Here is a 19085-nt window from a genome sequence, read left to right on the forward strand (position 1 = left end):
AGGGCACCAGGAGTCCACGAAGACACAGCCGATCGGCTGCTGCCTGCCAGGGGCCCCGGTCTGGCCGACGCGCGCTCGCTCCATGGTGCGACGGCCATCGCTGGCGGGCTCATTTGGCGGCAGGCGGCCGGGGAGAGGGGCACCACGCCCATGACTATGGGACCCGTCACGTCGAAGAGCGACGAGCAGGTGCCGACGGTCGAAGAGGCGACCGCTACACCCGCCGGTGTTCCCGCGAAGGCCATCGAAGGTCGCTCGCTCGGTCAGATAGCGTGGACCCGGCTCAAGCGCGACAAGGTCGCGCTGGCAGGAGCGGGGTTCATCATTTTCCTGGTGCTAGTCGCGGTGTTCGCCCCGGTGCTGAACAAGATCTGGGGCCACCCGGTCAACGAGTACCATTCAGACAAGATCGACCCGACCCTCGGCGGTATCCCGCCGGTCGGCACGTGGGGCGGGATCAGCAAGGACTTCATCCTCGGTGTGCAGCCGGTGACCGGCCGTGACCTGTTCTCGCAGATCATCTACGGCGCCCGGGTCTCGCTGCTGGTGGCGCTCTCGGCCACTCTCGTGGCCGTCACCATCGGGGTCGTCCTCGGCATCGTCTCCGGCTACTTCGGCGGCTTCATCGACAGCGCCATCAGCCGGTTGATGGACCTGATCCTCGCGTTCCCGTATCTACTGTTCTCGATCGCGCTCATCTCCGTCGTGCCGGTCAGCACCGGCTGGCGGATCGGCGTGGTCATCGCGGTCATCGCGTTCTTCAGCTGGCCGTACATCGGGCGTATCGTCCGCGGCCAGACACTCTCCCTGCGAGAACGCGAGTTCGTCGAGGCGGCCCGCAGTGTGGGGGCGGGCCCGGCCCGCATCCTGTTCCGCGAGCTGCTGCCGAACCTCGTCGCGCCGATCCTCGTCTACTCGACGCTGGTCATTCCCACGAACATCCTGTTCGAGGCCGCGCTGTCGTTCCTCGGTGTCGGTGTGCTGCCGCCCACTCCCTCGTGGGGGCACCTGCTCTCCGACGCCGTGAGCTTCTACGAGTTCGACCCGATGTACATGTTCGTGCCCGGCTTCGCGATCTTCCTCATGGTGCTCGCCTTCAACCTGTTCGGCGACGGCCTGCGTGACGCTCTCGACCCGAAGTCCAACCGGTAGTCCCCTCGGACCGCCGGCCGGGCTTCGGGCCTCGGCGCGCAACCCCAGCACCACTCCGTCCGGACCCGCGAGCCCGGGTCGGAACTGCGTGCACACCCCCGGCTTCACACGCACAGCAGCACAGCTCGGACGGCCCGTCCCTCGGCGGGTCGCGCCAAACAAGGAGGGAAAACCCAGTGAGAATGAGGACAGGGGCTGTGGTGGCCGGCTCGGCCGCCGTCGCCCTGATGCTGTCCGCCTGTGGGTCGGGCGGCGACACCAAGAGCACCGAGAGCGCGGCGCCGCAGGGGGTGTCCGGCTTCAACGCCGCCACCAAGGGTGTCGTGAACCCGTCCGAGAAGAAGGGCGGCACGCTCAAGCTCGTCAACAGCGCCGACCCGGACTCGTTCGACCCGGCGCGTGCTTACTACGCGTACGTGTGGAACTTCATGAAGGGCTACTACGTCCGCACCCTGGTGACCAACGAGGCGAAGTCCGGTGAGGACGGCCTCAAGCTGGTTCCCGACCTGGCGAGCGCGATGCCGGAAGTTTCCAGCGACGGCAAGACCTACACGTTCAAGCTCAAGGCGGGCGTGAAGTTCGAGGACGGCGCGCCGGTCACCTCCAAGGACATCAAGTACGGCATCGAGCGCGTCTTCGCGCAGGACGTGCTGTCCGGTGGCCCGACCTACATCATCGACGCGCTCGACCAGGGCCAGAACTACCCCGGCCCGTACAAGGACACGGACCCGAACAAGCTGGGCCTCAAGTCGGTGGAGACGCCGGACGACAACACCATCGTCTTCCACCTGGCGCAGCCGATGTCGGACTTCCCGTACCTGCTCGCCATGCCCGACACCAGCCCGATCCCGGCCGGGGCCGACAAGGGCGACAAGTACGGCGAGAAGCCGGTCTCGACCGGTCCCTACAAGTTCCAGTCGTACGACCAGGGCAAGAAGGCCGTCCTGGTCCGCAACGACCAGTGGGACGCGAAGACGGACACCGTCCGCAAGGCGCTGCCGGACCAGATCGACTTCACCATCGGCACCGCGCCGGAGGAGATCGACAACCAGCTGCTGTCCGGTGAGATCGACATCGACACCGGCCAGACGGGTGTCCAGCAGGGTGCGCAGCCGAAGATCCTGCTCGACGCGGACAAGAAGAAGAACGCGGACACCCCGAACACGGGCTTCATCCGGTACTTCGCGATCAACACCAAGGTCGCGCCGTTCGACAACATCCACTGCCGCAAGGCCGTGCAGTACGCCACGGACAAGACCACGATGCAGACCGCTCGTGGTGGCGCCGAGGCCGGTGGCGACATCGCCTTCAACATGCTGCCGCCGAACATCGCGGGCCACGACGACTACGACCCGTACAACACCAAGTCGGGCAAGGCGCAGATCGACAAGGCCAAGGAAGAGCTCACCGCCTGTGGCAAGCCGAACGGCTTCGACACGGTGATCGCCACCCGTAACTCGGGCAAGGAGCCGAAGACGGCCGAGGCCCTGCAGGCGGCGCTGAAGAACGTGGGCATCAACGCCCGCCTCGACCCGACCGACCCGTCGCTGTACTTCCGCTCGACCATCGGCGCGCCGTCCAACGTGCACGCCAAGGGCTACGGCCTGATGATGGCCGGCTGGGGTGCCGACTACCCGACGCCCGCCGGCTTCCTGCAGGTGCTGGTCGACGGCAAGAAGATCCAGCAGTCCGGTAACAACAACTACTCGGAGCTGGACGACCCGGAGATCAACGACCTGATCGTCTCGGCGGCCAAGGAGACGGACGTCAAGAAGGCCAACGACATCTGGGCCCAGATCGACCACAAGGTCATGGACTCGGCGACCTACGTGCCGTTCGTCTACGACAAGGCGCTCAACTACCGCAACCCCCGCGTCACGAACGTGTTCGTGACCGAGTACTACGGCATGTACGACTTCGGCAGCCTGGGCGTGAGCTGACCCTCGGGTCCGCTCGCGGCACCAGCGCCGGAGCAGCAAGTCCGAACAGCCGGTAACCCGCCCTTCACGAGTACAGAAGGCAGGTGAGGGCCACGGCGCCGGCCGGCGAGACGGGAACACCGTCGCGCCGGCCGGTGTCAGGCCGCACACGTGATCAACTACATCTTGCGCCGCCTGGTCACCGCGGCACTGCTCATCGTGGCCGTCTCCATGGTCACCTTCGCGATCTTCTTCCTGATCCCGAAAGCGGCGCACGCGGATCCGGCTGAGATGTACGTCGGTAAGTCGGCGACCCCGCGCGACGTCGAGGCGACCCGGATCAAGCTCGGCCTGGACAAGCCGGTCTACGTGCAGTACGGCCGGTTCGTGAAGGGCCTGGTCGTCGGGCGCGACTACAACAGCGGCCCCACGGTCACGCACTGCTCGGCGCCCTGCTTCGGCTACTCGTTCCGCACCGACCGGGAGGTGTGGCCGCTGCTGCTCGACCGGCTGCCGGTCACCATCTCCCTCGCCATCGGCGCGGCCATCCTGTGGCTCATCGGCGGCGTCGGCGGCGGCGTCATATCCGCGCTGAGACGCGGGAAACTCTCCGACCGCGTAGTCATGATCATCGCGCTCGCGGGCGTGTCGCTCCCCGTGTACTTCACCGGCCTGGTCTTCCAGTCGCTGTTCGTACACCAGTGGAAGATCTTCCAGGGCGGCGAGTACATCAACTTCGCCGACGACCCGCTCGGCTGGGCCAACAAGCTCTTCCTCGCCTGGGTGAGCCTCGCGCTGCTGTTCGCCGCCACGTATGCCCGGCTGACCCGCGCGACGATGCTCGAGACCCTCAGCGAGGACTACATCCGCACCGCCCGCGCGAAGGGTCTGAAGGAGCGGGTCGTGATCGGCAAGCACGCCATGCGCGCGGTGCTCACCCCGATCGTGACGATCTTCGGCCTCGACCTCGGCACGCTGCTCGGCGGCGCGATCCTCACCGAGCAGGTGTTCAGCCTGCCCGGCATCGGCAAGCTCAGCGTCAACGCGGTGACCCAGAAGGACCTGCCGATCATTCTCGGCGCCACGCTGTTCGCCTCGTTCTTCATCGTCATCGCCAACCTGATCGTGGACGTGCTCTACGCCGTGATCGACCCGCGGGTACGGCTCGGATGACCCCGCACGGCGCATTCGGAAAGGAATGAGCATGTCCAACAGCCTGCTCAGCGACACCGCACCCAGCCCGGGCGGACCGGCCACCGGGACCGCACAGTCCTTCCTGGACGTGCGCGACCTGCGCATCCACTTCAAGACCGACGACGGCGTGGTCAAGGCCGTCGACGGCCTCACGTTCCAGCTCGAGCGCGGCGAGACCCTCGGCATCGTGGGCGAGTCCGGCTCCGGCAAGAGCGTCACCAGCCTCGGCATCCTCGGCCTGCACCGGCGCGGCTCGGCGCAGATCTCGGGCGAGGTCTGGCTCGACGGCGAGGAGCTCATCGGGGCCTCCCCCGAGCGGGTCCGCCTCCTGCGTGGCGCCAAGATGGCGATGATCTTCCAGGACCCGCTGACCGCGATGCACCCGTACTACACGGTCGGCTCGCAGATCATCGAGGCCTACCGGGTGCACCACAAGGTCAGCAAGTCCGAGGGCCGCAAGCGGGCGATCGAGATGCTCGACCGGGTCGGCATTCCGCAGCCGCAGCGGCGCGTGGACGACTATCCGCACCAGTTCTCCGGCGGCATGCGCCAGCGCGCGATGATCGCCATGTCGCTGGTGAACAACCCGCAGCTGCTCATCGCCGACGAGCCCACCACCGCGCTCGACGTGACGGTGCAGGCGCAGATCCTCGACCTGATCCGGGACCTGCAGTCGGAGTTCAACTCCGCGGTCATCATCATCACCCACGACCTGGGTGTCGTGGCCGAGGTCGCCGACGAGATCCTGGTGATGTACGGCGGCAAGTGCGTCGAGCACGCCACTGCGGAGGCCATTTTCCGCCGCCCCGAGCACCCGTACGCCTGGGGTCTGCTCTCGTCGATGCCGCGCGTCGACCGGGAGGTGCGCGAGCGGCTGGTGCCGATCAAGGGCAACCCGCCGTCGCTCATCAACCTGCCGAGCGGCTGCTCCTTCCACCCGCGCTGCCCGTACGTGGAGCGCAACGGCATCCCTTGCAAGACGGTCGAGCCGACCCTGGCGGAGGGCACGCCCGAGCACGGCGTCGCCTGCCACATCCCGCCGGCGGAACGCGCGGCCATCTTCAAGTCGGATATCGCCCCGAACCTCTGAGGAGCACGACAGTGTCGACGAGCACCCAACCCCAGCCGGCCGCGGCACCCGAGCGCGGCGGCGAGAACCTCCTCGAGGTCCGGGGCCTGGAGAAGCACTTCCCGATCATGCGGGGCGCCTTCATCAAGCGGAAGGTCGGCGCCGTCCGCGCGGTCGACGGCATCGACCTGGCGGTGAAGTCCGGCGAGACGCTCGGCCTGGTGGGCGAGTCCGGCTGCGGCAAGTCCACCACCGGCCGGCTGATGACCCGGCTGCTGGAGCCCACCGCCGGCCAGGTGCTGCTGGATGGGCGGGACATCTCGCACTACGGCGTGGCCAAGATGCGCCCGCTGCGCCGCGAGGTGCAGATGATCTTCCAGGACCCGTACTCGTCGCTGAACCCGCGCCACACCGTCGGCTCGATCGTCGGCGCGCCGCTGCAGGTGCAGAACATCAAGACGCCGCACGGGCAGAAGCGGGAGGTCCAGCGGCTGCTGGAGCTGGTCGGGCTCAACCCCGAGCACTACAACCGCTACCCGCACGAGTTCTCCGGCGGCCAGCGGCAGCGCATCGGCATCGCCCGGGCGCTGGCGCTGCAGCCGAAGCTCATCGTCGCCGACGAGCCGGTGTCCGCGCTGGACGTGTCGATCCAGGCGCAGGTCGTGAACCTGCTGGACGACCTGCAGCGGGAGTTCAACCTGACGTACGTCTTCATCGCGCACGACCTCTCGGTGGTCCGGCACATCTCGGACCGGGTCGCGGTCATGTACCTGGGCAAGGTCGTCGAGGTCGGCCCGCGCGACGGGCTCTACGTGACGCCGCTGCACCCGTACACGTTCGCGCTGCTGTCCGCGGTGCCGGTGCCCGACCCGGCCCGGCGGGACAAGGCGCAGCGGGAGCGGATCCTGCTCACCGGCGACGTGCCGAGCCCGATCGACCCGCCGTCCGGCTGCCGCTTCCGCACCCGGTGCTGGAAGGCGCAGGACCTGTGCGCCCAGGAGGAGCCGCCGCTGCGCGAGCTGCTGCCGGGCCAGACGGTCGCCTGCCACTTCCCGATCACCGACGAGGAGCGCTCGGCCCGCGGCGCGGCGGCGGCCCGGGCGGCGGCGGCCGAGATCCCGGTCGACACGGCCGAGGACCCGTTCGCCGAGCCGATCGTCTGAGGAATCCCGCGGGGAGCCGTCGTTCTGGCGGCTCCCCGACTCCATCCGGTGTCCCGGCGATCTACGGTGTCCGGATGTACGCCGACGAAGTCTCCCGCCTGGCCCGCCTCGAGCGCCAAGTCGCATTCCTGTACCGCCATTTCGGCCTCGACCCGCAGCTGGCCGACGCATTCCCCGGCGCGGCGAACATGCCGCCGGAGTTCACGCAGGCGTTGCAGCAGCACAATCTGATCGCCGCGATCAAGATCTATCGAGAGGTCACCGGCGCCGGCCTGGCCGAGGCCAAGGACGCGGTGGAGCGCATCGCCCGGTCTGTCTGAAGAAATCCGCCCTTGCATCGAAGGAATCGCCGGGAAAGGGTTTCGCCGCCGCAACATCTCTTGTTCGATAGCCACATCCCCTCGACCAGGGAGGTTATGTGGGATTCAACAAGAAGCTCACCGGCGCCGCGGTTGTCACCGCGACGCTGACGGTGACGGCGGCCGGCCTCATGTCGGCCCCGGCCAACGCCGAAGCCGGGGCGACGACGCAATACACGGTCGTCGCCGCGGACAACGTCTCCACCGCCGACGCCACCGCCGCCATCAAGAAGGCCGGCGGCACGGTCATCGGCGGCAATGACACGGTGGGCATGTTCACGGTCGTCGCGCCGCAGCAGGGTTTCGTCGAGAAGGCCGCCGCATCGGGCCAGCTCGTCGGCGCGACGCACCAGGTCGCCATCGGCAAAGCTCCCAAGAAGGAGCTGCCCGGCGACGTCGAGCGCGAGGCCCAGCAGGCGGCCAAGGCCGCGAAGAACAAGGGCGGGAACAAGCCGGCCACGGCCGGGCTCGATCCGCTCGACGACAAGCTGTGGGGCCTCAAGGCGGTCAAGTCCGACAAGGCGCGGAAGGTCAACGCTGGGGACAAGCGAGTGACCGTCGGCATCCTCGACACCGGCGTGGACGCGTCGAACCCGGACATCGCCCCGAACTTCAACTGGGCGCTGTCGAAGAACTTCGCGCCGGACAAGACCGACATCGACGGCCCGTGCGAGGTCGCCAGCTGCCTCGACCCGGTCGGTACCGACGACGGCGGCCACGGCACGCACGTCGCCGGCACGATCGGCGCGGCGGCCAACGGCATCGGCGTGTCCGGTGTCGCGCCGAACGTGTCGCTGGTCGAGCTCAAGGGCGGCCAGGACTCCGGGTACTTCTTCCTGGAGCCCACCGTCAACGCGCTCGTGTACGCGGCCGACCACGGCATCGACGTGATCAACATGTCGTTCTACGTCGACCCGTGGCTGTACAACTGCACCGCCAACCCGGCCGACTCCCCGGCCTCGCAGGCGGAGCAGCGCACCATCATCAAGGGGATGTTCCGCGCCCTCACCTACGCGCACTTCAAGGGCGTGACCCTGGTCGCCGCGGCTGGCAACAACCACGAGGACGAGGGCCACCCGCGCACGGACATCTCCAGCCCGGACTACCCCGCCGACTCGGCGTACGACCGGCCGGTCGACAACCGGTCGTGCTGGGACCTGCCGACCGAGGGTCCCTTCGTCATCGGCGTGTCCTCGCTCGGCCCGTCGCTGAACAAGTCGGACTACTCCAACTACGGCCTCGAGAACATCAGCGTCTCGGCGCCCGGCGGATACTTCCGGGACGGCTTGGGTACCGACACCTATCGGACCGTGGGCAACGAGATCCTGTCCACGTACCCGAAGAAGGTGCTGCAGGAGGAGGGCTCGGTCGACGCCGCAGGCAACGTCCTGCCCGAGTTCGCCGACTCCGTGTTCAAGCAGTGCACCGCGGCCGGCCAGTGCGGGTACTACACCTATCTGCAGGGCACGTCCATGGCGTCGCCGCACGCGGCGGGCGTCGCCGCGCTGATCGTCAGCGCGCACGGCAGCAAGCAGGGCCGGGACTTCGGTCTCGAGCCTTGGAAGGTGGAGTACATCCTGGAGCACACGGCGGCGGAGCACGCGTGCCCGACGCCGCGGCTGCAGTCCTACGTCGACGTCGGCCGCCCGGCCGAGTTCGACGCGCTGTGCGAGGGCTCGACCGAGTTCAACGGCTTCTACGGCTTCGGCATCGTCGACGCCTACGCGGCCGTGACCACGCACACCTGGTGGGAGCACCACTAGCAGCACACCGACCGGGGCCGTCCCGTGCGCCCGACCTAGGATCATGGTCGTGGCGTACGAGGCGGCCCCGGGCCGATACCAGGACATGCTCTACCGGCGCAGCGGACGGAGCGGGCTCAAGCTGCCCGCCATCTCGCTCGGCCTGTGGCACAACTTCGGCACCGAGCGCGCGCTCGACACCCAGCGGGCGATCGTGCGCCGGGCGTTCGACCTCGGCGTGACCCACTTCGACCTGGCCAACAATTACGGGCCGCCGCCCGGCTCGGCGGAGTCGAACTTCGGCCGGATCCTGGCCGGCGACCTGCGCCCGTACCGCGACGAGCTCGTCATCTCCACCAAGGCCGGCTACCTGATGTGGCCCGGGCCCTACGGCGAGTGGGGTTCGCGGAAGTATCTGCTGGCGTCGCTGGACCAGTCGCTGGGCCGGCTGGGCCTGGACTACATCGACATCTTCTACTCGCACCGGCCCGACCCGGACACGCCGCTGGAAGAGACGATGGGGGCCCTCGACGCGGCGGTGCGGGCCGGCAAGGCCCTCTACGCGGGCATCTCGAACTACACCCCGGCGCAGACCGTCGAGGCGGCCCGCATCCTGCGCGAGCTCGGCACGCCGCTGCTGATCCACCAGCCGTCGTACTCGATGCTCAACCGCTGGATCGAGCCGGAGCTGCTCGACGCGCTGGAGTCCGCCGGGGCCGGCTGCATCCCGTTCTCGCCGCTCGCGCAGGGCCTGCTCACCGACCGGTACCTCAACGGCATTCCCGAGGATTCCCGGGTGCGCACCAGCCGGTTCCTCAACGAGAGCGACCTGACGCCCGCGCGCCTGGCGCTGATCCGTGCCCTGGACGAGGTGGCCCGCGAGCGCGGCCAGAGCCTGGCCCAGCTGGCGCTGGCCTGGGCGCTGCGCGACCCGCGGGTCACCTCGCTGATCATCGGGGCGTCGAGCGTCCGGCAGCTGGAGGACAACATCGGCGCCCTCGCCAACCTCGAGCTCTCCCCCGACGAGCTGGCCCGGATCGACGGGCTACTTGCTCAGGAAGGCGCCTAGCGCGCTGATCACCGGCTGGAGGGCGGGCGGGATGGCACCGTCCTTCGCCGTGATCTGCCGGCCGCTGTAGGTGATGGTGTACGTGTAGCCGTCGGCCACCGCGCCGTTGTCGTTGACCGACGGCATCTTGTTGAAGTCGGTCGAGGAGAGCGCCGTCTTGAGCGCGGCCAGCTCGCCGGCGCTCAGCGTGCCGTTCTTGCTGCCCTGCTTTGTCTGGATGGTGTACGACCCGTCGGGCCGCACGACGAGCGTGTCGTTGACGCCGGCCAGCCCGCCGGTGCGGTTGAACGTCACCAGGGTGTCGGTGGCGGTGACGTTGCCGCCGGTGTTCGCCGACGAGCTCGGGTCCGTCTGCGGCCCCGCGCTCGGGCCGCCCGCGGCGCTCCCGCTCGTGGCGCTGCTCACGCTGGGCGCGCCGGCCGGCCCGCTGCCACCACCGGCCGGCGAGGCCGACTGACCGGCGCTGCCGGTGTCGTCGGAGCACGCGGCGAGCGTCAGCGTGAGCAGGGCGGCAACGAAGATCCGGGACTTCATCGTGTCACTCCATCCATAGGTGATGCTCATTGGACTACGACCTGTCCCACGTGGTTCCCCCGGGGGCCCCGGGTTATCCGGTCGTTTTCTGTCGTACCCCCGCGACATGATGACCCCATGCGTCTCGACCCTTACCGCCGCGTCCTCGCCTTACCCGGCGTGCGGCCCCTCATGGTGCTGGCCCTGCTGGCCCGCATCCCGATCACCGCTATCGGGGTGACCTTGACCCTGCACGTCGCCCAGGACCTCCACCGAGGCTGGGGCGCGGCCGGCTTGGTGGGCGCGGCACTGACCGTCGGCACGGCCCTGGGCGGCCCGCTCAACGGCCGCTTCGTCGACCGCCGCGGCCTGCGCCCGATGCTGCTGATCACCACGACCGCCGAGGTGGCGTTCTGGGCCGCCGCCCCCTTCCTCTCCTATCCCGCGCTGCTCGCCGGCGCCTTCGTCGCGGGCGTGTTCGCGCTGCCGGTCTTCGCGGTGGTCCGCCAGTCCCTGGCCGCGCTGGTGCCCACCGAGCAGCGCCGCCAGGCCTACGCACTGGACGCGATGTCGGTCGAGCTGTCCTTCATGGCGGGCCCGCCGCTCGCGGTGCTGCTGACGAGCACCCTGTCCGGCCTGGCCGCGATGTGGTCGATCGGCGCCGCCCTGATCGTGTCCGGCGCCGCCCTCTACACCGCCAACCCGCCCGTCCACGAGTCCCCCTCCGCGCCCTCTTCGGCCGCCTCGTCTCCCTCGGCCGCGTCGTCCTCTTCGGCAGCGTCATCTCCCTTGGGCGCGTCGCCCTCTTCGGCAGCCTCGTCTCCGTTGGATGCGTCGCCCTCTTCGGCCGCGTCGTCTGCTGTGGGTGGGGCCGCCGATCGCCCGCGCCGCCGCGACTGGCTGACCCCGCGCTTCCTCGCCGTCTGCGCCGCCGCCTCGGCCACGACGGTCGTCCTGTCCGGCACCGACCTGGGCATCGTCGCCATGCTGCGCAACGCCGGCCGCGTCGAGCTGGTCGGCGCCTTGCTGGCCGCCTGGGGCGTCTACTCCCTGATCGGCGGCTTCATCTACGGCGTGCTCCCCCGCGCGGTCCCGCTCGTCGCCCTCCTCGGCGCCCTGGGCCTGTGCACGATCCCCGCCGGCCTGGTCGGCGACGCCTGGCCCCTGCTGTTCCTGACGTTGCTGCCGGCCGGCACCCTGTGCGCCCCGACCTTGAGCGCCAGCGCCGACCTGGTGAGCCGCCTGGTCCCCCCAACGGCCCGCGGCGAGGCGATGGGCTGGCACGGCTCGTCGCTGACCGCGGGCCTGGCGATCGGCTCCCCACTCGCCGGCTGGGCCATCGACCACGGCTCCCCCGCCTGGGGCCTCGCCACCGTCGGCCTCGTCGGCGCCGCGGCCGCCGCCGCCCTGCTCCCGTTCCACCGCCCGGACTCCCCCACCACCCCACCAGCGCCGTCGCCCTCCCCCACCACCTCCACCTCCGCCACCTCCGCCCCTTCCCCCGCCACCGCCTAGCCCCACCCACCGCGCCGCCACCTCGCCCCCACCCGCCTCGCGGCGCCCCGCCGCCACCCGCCGCACCGCGCGCCGCCGCCAAACCCCACCCCGCCACGCCGACGCCTCCCCGTCGCCGAACCACCGTCGGTCTCGTCGGCGTCTCGGCCGCCGCTGCCCCGCTCCCGTTCCACCACCCCGGGCCACCCCGTCACGTCGCGCACCTCGCCCACCGCCACACCAGCCGCCCGCCCGGTCACCCACGTCCCACCTCGGCCGCGCCGGCCGCCTAGCTCCCACGCCCCACGCCGACGTCACCCCACCACGTTGGGCACCTTACCCACCGGCACACCGCCAACCCGCCAAGTCACCCACGTCCCACAATCGGACCGCGCCGGACGCCTGCCCAACGCACACACCAGCGCCACCGCCTGTCTCGGCGCCGCGGTCACCGGTGGGCCGGTTGCCGCCCACTCGCAATGGCCCGCGCGGACTGCCCCAAGCCGTCGTGGCGGATCGAGGCGACGCGGGGCGGCCGATGGCGGCGAACTAGAAGGCGTGTTGACAGTTAATATTGAAAGACTGGGATGGTTCCAGTCTTCGGATGGCGCTACCGGTGCTCAGAGCAACGACGGGGCCGCGACGAAGGTGTAGCCCATTGACTGCATGCCATCAATCAACTGCGGTAAGTATTGCAAGCCCAGGAACGGGTGGTAGAAGAAGCTCGCCACGTTGTCGCGGACTACCAGTTGATGCTTGGCCGAAGCGAGAAGATCCGGGGCGAGTCGCAGGCCGTGTTGGTTAAATCTTTGTGTTGCCACGTTTCCAAGTGTTTCAGGAATGACCGGCGTACCGTATGCGTCTTTTACCGGATATGGGAAGTACTGGCTCACGGAGCGTGTACCGGTGCCGCCGAGGATGCCGTTGAAGTACAGGACCTGCTCGTAGCGGGCGCGGATGCCGGGGGCCGAGGCGATCGCGCGGTAGTCCGTCGCACTGGCCGTATAGTGCGGAAACTCCCAGATGTCCGGGGGCGTGAGGCCGGCCGCGGTCCACTCCTTGCGGGCCGCGTCCAGGCGGCCCAGCGCCCATTCCGCGGAGTCGCCGGGCACCGGGCCGTCGAGCTGCACCGCCCCGGCCGCATCCACGTGGGCGCGGTAGAACTCGTAGTCCTCGGCGCTGACGCCGTAGGGGTTCGGGCCGCCGGCGTATCCGTGCGTGTAGCCGTGCATGATCAGCGTTCCGCCGTGCCCGGCCATATACCGCAAAGCCTCCACGACCTGCGGCGATCCGCTCAGCGTGCGGTGGACGGGCACGCCGCCGGAATACACGCCCGCGGCGTCGTCGTAAACGGGAAAGACCGCCACGGCGAACGGGACATTGCGCGATTGCAGATAGTCGGCGATCTCGCGCAGCCGGGCCGGATCGGAGTGCGGGCCGACGTCCTCGATGCGCACCAGGGCCCGGTGCCGCACCGGCGTTCCCGGGGCGAGCAGGTCGAACAGCATGTCGGCCACGGCGAGGTACCGATCGTCGAAACTGACGTAGGTGAAGGGCACCTCGGCCACGTAGGTGAGCCCGCCGACCCGCACCGCCCAGGGCTGCGGCGTGCCGTCGGGGCGCACCGCCTCGGCCAGCGTCCGGGAGTACACCCCCTGGGAAATGGTGATCCTGACCAGCGCGCCGGCGGCCTGATTGCGCGTGAGGGCGGCGCCGCCGTATCTGATCTCGGTGACCGAAGCATCGTCGAGCGTCGCTGTCTGAAAACCGATTTGGGGGCACTTCCGGATCAGCTGCCACACGTTGCCCCCGAGCCACAGCACGGGCGCGCCGGCGGCCACGTCGGCCAGGAACGCGTCGGGCAGGGGTTCGTCATACGTCGATCCGATGTAGATCGTCAACCGGTGCCGGCGTGCCGATCCTGGCGTGTACTTCGTCACTGGCGCGGCCTCCCACGCGCCGAAGTGGGACGCCAGATTCCCTGCTTGCACGGCGTACAGCTCGCCCAGTGACCCGTATTGCCCGGTTGTGTCATACAGGACAAGCACGCCGGTCGCCGGGTATGCAGGAGAACGGCCCGGCGACGGGTCCGCCCCCGAAGTACCGATTGGAGAGGTTTTGCACCCGCTCAGCGAGCATGCGGCGACGACGGCCAGCACGATCCCGGTGACCATGACGGCGAGGCGCCGCTCGGGTCCGAAGGTGACAGCCAGTATTCGGCGCAATGCGTCTCGATGCATGAGCAACTCTCCGGAGAACTCGCCATCAACGCTAGCAAATCGGGCGCAATCGGCCCGCTGGTCGGGCGAATCTAGGGGGTCGGTCGACAAACGGGATGGTTGCGTCCGTCACTCAGCGCGGTACGATCCGGCAGAGCCGCCCTGCGGTGATCGGTGTGGAACCCCCTCCGCATCGCACCGCTCGTGGCATACCCGACGGAGGGCGATCTTGATTCGTTGCTGCCCGCTCGCAGCTCGCACGCCGGACACGCTCGGCCGTTCGCGGCCCCAGGGCGCGTCGGTGGCCAGGCGGCCGGCAGCCGCTCTCGGTTGGGCACGGCTCCATAATGCTGAGAGGTCCGCATGAGCACGGCGATGCAGGTGCGGCTGCGGCACTGGCCCGGGATGAAGGTGTCCTGGCTCGGTGCCGGTGCGGTCGTTCACTCCGGTGACGAGCCGGGCCCGGGCGTGGCGACCTTGGTCGTGTCGCCCCACGGCTCGACCGAGTGCGCGGTGGTGATCAGCTCCCACACGGTGAAGCTGCAGCCGGCGATGATCGAGGAGCTGGCCGAGGTCCTCGCCAACGGGCTGCCCCGCGGGTTCACCGCGATGCGCTTCGTCGCCTGGGACGGCGCCTGCGCCACCAACGAGCGCCCCGCCGCCGCCCACATGATCGCCATGCGCCTCGGCATCGACGTCATCGCCGCGGCCGGCCCGCTGCTGGGCGTGCCCGGCGGCTCGCTGTTCGCCCCGATCGGGCGCGGCGAATCGCGGCCCGGCGGCTTCTGGCGCTTCCGCACCGGTGTGCAGCCGGTCCGCGTCGGCTGGCGCTTCCCGGCCCCCGCGTGGGAGTCAGACCTGTGCACCGAGCTGCCCGAGCTGCCCGGCGACCTCGTGCTCGACCAGATCCCGGCCGGCCTGTGGCTGCACCGCCGGCGCGTCGGCAGCGTCACCGACCTGGCGTATTCGGTGCCCACCGACCATGAGCACCCGGCCCTGATCCTGGGCCACCCCGGCGACGAGCCGCTGCTGCGCGACGAGCTCGCGCACGCCGTGTCCGCCATGCCGACGCTCGCCTCCGACCGTTGCGTCTTCACGCCCTATGGTCAGGAGCCGATAGCCGACGGCCCGGTCGGGCCTGTCGTGGCCGACGTCGTCGGCCGCGCCGTCCACGTGCGCACCGGCCTGCCGCTGTGCGCGCCGGCCGGCCAGCGGGCCGTGGTCACCATCGACGACAAGGGCCTGCCCCGCTGGCGCACGTTCGCCCGGGAGCTGTGGCACGCGCCGCGCACCAGCGCGCCCCGCCCGGTCGACTGGGTCAACCCGTGCCCGGAGATCCTCGACACGCCCGCCGGCGCGGCGACCTTCTCGCTGGGGTCGGGCTGGGTCCTCGAGGTCGTGCAGGCCGGCCTGTGGCTGCGCCCCGAGCACCTCAACGACCCGGCGGACTGGATCCGCGGCCTGCCGGTCGACGTCAACCGCTGCGCCGTGATCGTGGGCGCGCCCAACGCGGCCGAGCTGCCGCCGCCGGCGCACACCATCGCGGAGGTGCTCGAAAAGCTGCCGATCGACGCCCGCAAGCGCGCCTACCTGGCCGTTCCGCGCGGCGCCGCGCCCAACGTCTTCATCCTCGCCACCGCGCTGCGCGAGTCGCTGCCGGAGCCGGGCGACGTCGAGCTGGTCGCCCCGTCCGCGGCCGCCCCCGCGACGACCAACACGGGCACCTTCCCCGCGGTCCAGGACACCGGCCGCCACGCCGGCCCGTCCACCGGCCGCCACGGCGACGCCAGCGGGCCGTATCTCGTCGACGGCCGCCCGGCCAACAATCACCCGTCCGGCGCCCACCCGACGGTGGCCCGCGACGCCGGCTACGACGACCGCGACTACGAGCCCCGCCCCACCGACCGGGGCTACGCCGCCGAGCCGCGCACGGGTTCGTTCTCCTTCGACGGATCGCGCGGCTCGCACACCGGCTCCTTCCCGGTGACCGACCCGGGCAGCCGCTCGTTCCCCGACCGCTCCGCGCCGGACCGCTCTGGGCCGGACCGCTCTGGGCCGGAGCCGACCCGGTCGTTCCCCGCGGACCCGCCGACGGGCTCCTTCGCGCCGCTGACGGCCAACGGCTCGCAGCGCCACGGCCGCAGCTATCCGGCCGAGCCCCCCGCGCCGCAGCCGCGCCAGCGGCCCGCGGACACCACGGGGGCCTTCCCGGCCGCCGGAGGCTTCCGTAGCGGCCCGGACGCGACCTCCCCGACAACTCCGATGGCCCCGGGGCCAAACGGCGCTCACGGGCCCGCTGGGGGCCACGGCCCGGCCGGCCTCCACGGCGCACCGGGCGACGGCTTCGGCACAAACGGCCTCCACGGGGCGCCCGGCGACAGCTTCGGCTCGAGCGGCCTTCACAGCGCACCCGGCGACGGCTTCGGCCCGGCCGGATCCCACGGCGCGCCCGGCGACGGCTTCGGCGCAAACGGCCTCCACGGGGCGCCCGGCGACGGGTTCGGCCCGGCCGGCCTCCACGGCGCGGCGGGCGACGGCTTCGGACCGGCCGGCAACGGCCGCGGTGGGCAGCCGGCCAGCGGTCACGCGTCGGTCAACGGCCACGGCTCGGCGGCCGTTCCCGGGCACCCGGGCCCGCACGGCCCGGCCGGCCAAGGCCCCGCAGTCCCCGGCGGGGCGAGCCGCGGCCCGGCCGGCCCCGGCCTCGGCGGCCACGGCACGGCGTCCGTCAACGGTCACGGCGCTAACGGACACAGCGGCAACGGTCACGGCACCAACGGCCATGGGCCAGCGGGCAACGGGCACGGTCCTGCGGTCAACGGCCACGGCGGCGCCGGCCACGGTGGGCACGGCGGTCCTGGGCTGGGCGGCAACGGGCTCAACGGCAGCCTCGGCGGACCGGGCGGCAACGGGCACGGCCCCGCCGTCAACGGCCACGGCCCCAACGGTCACGGCCCGGCCGTCAACGGCCACGGACCTGGCGTCAACGGGCATGGCCCGGCGGGCAACGGGCACGGTGCGGCCGTCAACGGGCACGGCCCGGGCGGCAACGGCCACGGGTCGGCGGGCAACGGGCATGGTCCGGGCGGCGCGTACAACGGCGCCGGCTACAACGGCGTCAACGGTCAGGGCGGCGGGCACGGCGGCAACGGCTACGGCGGGATGCACCCCGACCTGCACGTCGCGCCGCCGCACGCGTTCCACCGCGAGGACCAGCCGCTGCACCCGGGCGGCCCGAACGCGCCGCACGGTTACAGCTTCGACGCCCCCGACTACGACGAGCACCACTTCGACCCGGTGACGCCGCCGACCTCCCGGCCGCACGACGAGGCCACCGGCCGCATGCCGGCGCAGCGGGCCCCGATGCCGGACGAGCAGAACGACGGCGCCGAGGAGTCCTCCTCCATCAACACGGGCCGGGAGATCCGCTCGCACAACAAGAAGGGCAAGGCCGCCCGGCCGGACGACAAGACGAGCACGCAGGAACTGGACCGGCTGCTCGGCTTCTTCGACGAGATCCGTCGAGCGAAGGCCTGGGACGAAGACCCGAGCACCCCGGAGAAGCAGACCGCCGCACGCGCCGCGGCGGGCCAGCCCCCGGCCGGTCCGCGGCGGGCCCGGCAATAAGTAGACGCACCGAACCGGCCCGTCCGTTGCCACGGACGGGCCGGTTTTTTGCCACCACCTCGCCATCGCTGAACAGCCGGCCCCTGGGGCACCGCAGCCCCATGCGGGCCGAACCGCAGCCCAATGCGGGCCGGCAGCGGAATGTCAAGGCGCCTTGGCTACGTGCCGCGCCGAGCGGATCGCGGGCACAGCGGATGAAACGCTCCGCGATCATGCAGGTCGGCGCCCCCGGCACCACCGGTTTTTCATCTGCGTGGAGACATACCGCCGCCCTGGGTACATAGACCATCCGTGATCATGAAAAACCCATGGTGTTGACGGCGCCTTCAGCATGATCACGGAGACTTCCGGCCGGCGCGGCCGTCAGGAGCAAGAACCGGCATAACCGAAATGTCGGATATATCCGTCACGGAGTGGCGGATATATCCGGAAAGGCACCACGAAAGCCCGCGGAAGGGGGCGAGCCAAGCCGGGCCGCTACGATCGCCACGTGCTCGACATCATGCTGCCGCACTACGGCGAGCTCAGGCTGCTCAGGATCGCGGTGGAGAGCATCGTCGCGCAGACCGACGACCGGTGGCGGCTCACCGTGCTCGACGACAACCCCGCCGATCGGGAGACCGGCATCGCCGAGTACTTCGCGGCGCTCGGGCACCCGCGCGTGCAGTACCGCCGCAATCCCCGCAACCTCGGGATCACCGAGAACTTCCAGCAGGCCGTCGACCTCGCCGAGGCGCCGTTCATGAGCATCATGGGGTGCGACGACGTCATGCTGCCGCGCTATGTCGAGCGGGTGCACCAGCTCATCGACGGGCATCCCGGTGCGGTGCTCGTGCAGCCCGGCGTCGAGGTGATCGGGGCGGACGGCAGCGTCGTGCGGACGCTGGCCGACACGACGAAGCGGCGGGTCTACGCGCCGCGGTTCGCCGGCACGGTCACCATGGCCGGCGAGGAGCTCGCGGTCAGCCTGTTGCGGGGCAACTGGTTGTACTTCCCGTCGCTGGTCTGGCGTACCGAGGAAATCAAGGCGGTGGGCTTCGACCCGGCGCTGTCGGTGATCCAGGATCTCAAGCTCATCCTGCAGCTGGTCACCCGCGGCGGCACGCTCGTCGCCGACGACGAGGTCGTGTTCCATTACCGGCGGCACGGCGAGAGCCTGTCCGCGTCCTCGGCGGTGACCGGGAACCGGTTCAGCGAGGCGCGCGAGTTCTTCCTCGCCGTCGCGGCGCGCATGGACGAGCACGGCTGGCCGCGGGCCGGCAAGGCCGCGCGCTGGCACCTCTCGTCCCGCATCCACGCGCTCACCATGCTGCCGGCGGCCGCCAAGCAGCGCAGCGGGGACGGCGTGCGGGTGCTCACCCGCTACGCCTTCGGAAAACCGCGCTGAGGCGGACACTGCGGGAAGGGTGGGAGTCGAACCCACACGGGCTATGAACCCAACGCCGTTTTCGAGACGGGTGCCGGCACCAATCGGCTGGCCTTCCCAACGTACCCCTGGAAGGATTCGAACCTCCGGCCTCCCCGTTCGTAGCGGGGCGCTCTGCTCCACTGAGCTACAAGGGCTT

General features: G+C 70.5%; 13 protein-coding genes and 2 tRNA genes. 11 read left to right on the plus strand and 4 right to left on the minus strand.

The window, feature by feature from the left end; all coding sequences use genetic code 11:
• Window positions 1–150 precede the first annotated feature (150 nt).
• The 8 genes from ACQPXD_RS40880 to mgrA all read left to right on the plus strand — a co-directional run bounded on the left by ACQPXD_RS40880 (window position 151) and on the right by mgrA (window position 9667).
• A complete protein-coding gene (locus tag ACQPXD_RS40880) occupies window positions 151–1152 on the plus strand; it encodes an ABC transporter permease (RefSeq protein WP_432827855.1) in 1002 nt (333 codons plus the stop codon).
• Window positions 1153–1334: 182 nt separating this feature from the next.
• Window positions 1335–3092 (plus strand): ABC transporter substrate-binding protein, encoded by a 1758-nt coding sequence (locus ACQPXD_RS40885; protein WP_432844136.1) that lies wholly within the window; start codon window positions 1335–1337, stop codon window positions 3090–3092.
• A gap of 150 nt (window positions 3093–3242) precedes the next feature.
• A complete protein-coding gene (locus ACQPXD_RS40890) occupies window positions 3243–4244 on the plus strand; it encodes an ABC transporter permease (protein ID WP_432827857.1) in 1002 nt (333 codons plus the stop codon).
• 31 nt (window positions 4245–4275) lie between these two features.
• Window positions 4276–5355, plus strand: a complete 1080-nt coding sequence (locus tag ACQPXD_RS40895) for an ABC transporter ATP-binding protein (protein ID WP_432827859.1) — start codon at window positions 4276–4278, stop codon at window positions 5353–5355.
• Window positions 5356–5462: 107 nt separating this feature from the next.
• Window positions 5463–6497 carry an ABC transporter ATP-binding protein gene (locus tag ACQPXD_RS40900; RefSeq protein WP_432844138.1) on the plus strand — a complete coding sequence of 345 codons (1035 nt, stop codon included), beginning with the start codon at window positions 5463–5465 and terminating at the stop codon, window positions 6495–6497.
• Window positions 6498–6571: 74 nt separating this feature from the next.
• Window positions 6572–6817: a ribosomal protein L7/L12 gene (locus tag ACQPXD_RS40905; RefSeq protein ID WP_432827861.1), complete on the plus strand. Its 246-nt coding sequence runs from the start codon at window positions 6572–6574 to the stop codon at window positions 6815–6817.
• A gap of 98 nt (window positions 6818–6915) precedes the next feature.
• Window positions 6916–8619 (plus strand): S8 family serine peptidase, encoded by a 1704-nt coding sequence (locus ACQPXD_RS40910; RefSeq protein ID WP_432827863.1) that lies wholly within the window; start codon window positions 6916–6918, stop codon window positions 8617–8619.
• Window positions 8620–8662: 43 nt separating this feature from the next.
• Entirely contained in the window at window positions 8663–9667 is a 1005-nt protein-coding gene (mgrA, locus tag ACQPXD_RS40915; RefSeq protein WP_432827865.1) for an L-glyceraldehyde 3-phosphate reductase, read from the plus strand.
• On the opposite strand, the gene ACQPXD_RS40920 is transcribed toward mgrA, so the two are convergent.
• Entirely contained in the window at window positions 9644–10201 is a 558-nt protein-coding gene (locus ACQPXD_RS40920) for a hypothetical protein (protein WP_432827867.1), read from the minus strand. The genes mgrA and ACQPXD_RS40920 overlap by 24 nt on opposite strands.
• Window positions 10202–10318: 117 nt before the next feature.
• On the opposite strand from ACQPXD_RS40920, the gene ACQPXD_RS40925 reads away from it, so the two are divergent.
• Window positions 10319–11695, plus strand: coding sequence for an MFS transporter (locus ACQPXD_RS40925; protein ID WP_432827869.1), 1377 nt, complete (start codon window positions 10319–10321; stop codon window positions 11693–11695).
• A 599-nt stretch (window positions 11696–12294) separates the two neighbouring features.
• Here ACQPXD_RS40925 and ACQPXD_RS40930 read toward each other — a convergent pair.
• Window positions 12295–13914, minus strand: coding sequence for a DUF2334 domain-containing protein (locus ACQPXD_RS40930; protein ID WP_432827871.1), 1620 nt, complete (start codon window positions 13912–13914; stop codon window positions 12295–12297).
• A gap of 342 nt (window positions 13915–14256) precedes the next feature.
• Here ACQPXD_RS40930 and ACQPXD_RS40935 point away from each other — a divergent pair, with 342 nt between their 5' ends.
• Together ACQPXD_RS40935 and ACQPXD_RS40940 are read left to right on the plus strand one after the other, a co-directional pair.
• Complete coding sequence (locus tag ACQPXD_RS40935; RefSeq protein WP_432827873.1) at window positions 14257–17520, plus strand: hypothetical protein; 3264 nt, start codon at window positions 14257–14259, stop codon at window positions 17518–17520.
• 490 nt (window positions 17521–18010) lie between these two features.
• Window positions 18011–18907 carry a glycosyltransferase family 2 protein gene (locus ACQPXD_RS40940; RefSeq protein ID WP_432827875.1) on the plus strand — a complete coding sequence of 299 codons (897 nt, stop codon included), beginning with the start codon at window positions 18011–18013 and terminating at the stop codon, window positions 18905–18907.
• Between the two features lie 11 nt (window positions 18908–18918).
• Here the strand turns inward: ACQPXD_RS40940 and ACQPXD_RS40945 are convergent.
• Window positions 18919–19005: transfer RNA gene (locus ACQPXD_RS40945), tRNA-Ser, on the minus strand.
• Between the two features lie 4 nt (window positions 19006–19009).
• A tRNA-Arg gene (locus tag ACQPXD_RS40950) sits at window positions 19010–19083 on the minus strand.
• Window positions 19084–19085: the final 2 nt, after the last annotated feature.

The organism is Dactylosporangium sp. CA-092794, from assembly GCF_050948465.1.
GTDB lineage: Bacteria > Actinomycetota > Actinomycetes > Mycobacteriales > Micromonosporaceae > Dactylosporangium.